We start from the raw sequence: 953 nt of genomic DNA, 5'->3' as shown, positions 1-953 counted from the left end.
CAAGCAAACGTGTTATGCAGGCGTTAGCCGAATCTAAAGTTTTAGGATAAAGGAGAAATAAATTGAAGTGGAGTTTGATTAGAAGTATTGGTGATAGCAAAATAGTTCAATCATCATTTATTTGGTTGCTAATTGTTCCTATTAGTGCACGATTACTATCAAATGTCGATGATGTGATTAATATGACTGTTTTTGGTAGTAATGTAAATTTAACAACGAGTTTACCTTTTTCATGGCAGTTATTGTTTGGTGCAGCTTGTTTTTTTACAATTGCGAACATTATATATAATGCTTTTTGCCCTGAAATATTTCGCCAATATAAAAACTATTCTGAATTTAAGGAGCACGGTAAAACCTTATTACAAGTTCACTCTGCAATGAAAGTCATGGTTTGGTGTAATAGAAAGCCTGGGGTTAAACCAGACTACGTGAAATATTTATCAAGTTATTTTAAGAATTATTGTAAACAACCTGAGATGGACGAAGAAAACTTGGATTACGCTGTCGACCAATTCGATAATTTAGAACGTTCAAATATGGGGCAGACTACAAATAATGCGTTCTATTTTGCACAAACTATAGCGGAATCATATAATAAATTGGCAATATGGAGTTGTTTAGTTTTTTATTCATTAGGTCTGAGTTTAGTCTTTGTTATTGCTATTCAAAACGTATTGTATGTCCTACGAACATTCGGCTAACAAAGCAATCAACACGATTTGCTACATTCGGCATCCTAGGTTTCTTTGAGTTTACCGTATTAAGTGGTAAATTTGGGCTTAATCTGCATGGCAGCAAACGTGTTATTGCGGCGTTATACGAACTCTGAGAATGCAGTTTTTTGGTTCAGTTCAGCGATTGAACCATTAGTATTTTAGGTGTGAAAGTAGGGTGGTTTATCTTTTTCTTTGTAGCCTTTTGGTGTTCGTTTTATCAGGTTCGGCATTGAACTT

At 34.4% G+C, this 953-nt stretch carries 1 protein-coding gene; it reads left to right on the top strand.

Features of this window, described 5'->3' with window-relative positions; genetic code table 11:
* Nucleotides 1–62 precede the first annotated feature (62 nt).
* Nucleotides 63–701 (top strand): hypothetical protein, encoded by a 639-nt coding sequence (locus PVK62_RS17325; protein ID WP_274449504.1) that lies wholly within the window; start codon nucleotides 63–65, stop codon nucleotides 699–701.
* The last annotated feature ends 252 nt before the right edge of the window (nucleotides 702–953 follow it).

The sequence above is a fragment of the Aliivibrio sp. S3MY1 genome (assembly GCF_028765575.1).
Classification (GTDB): Bacteria; Pseudomonadota; Gammaproteobacteria; order Enterobacterales; family Vibrionaceae; genus Aliivibrio.
Note: the sequence above shows the minus strand (reverse complement) of the source record. Positions and strands in the feature narration are given on the sequence as shown.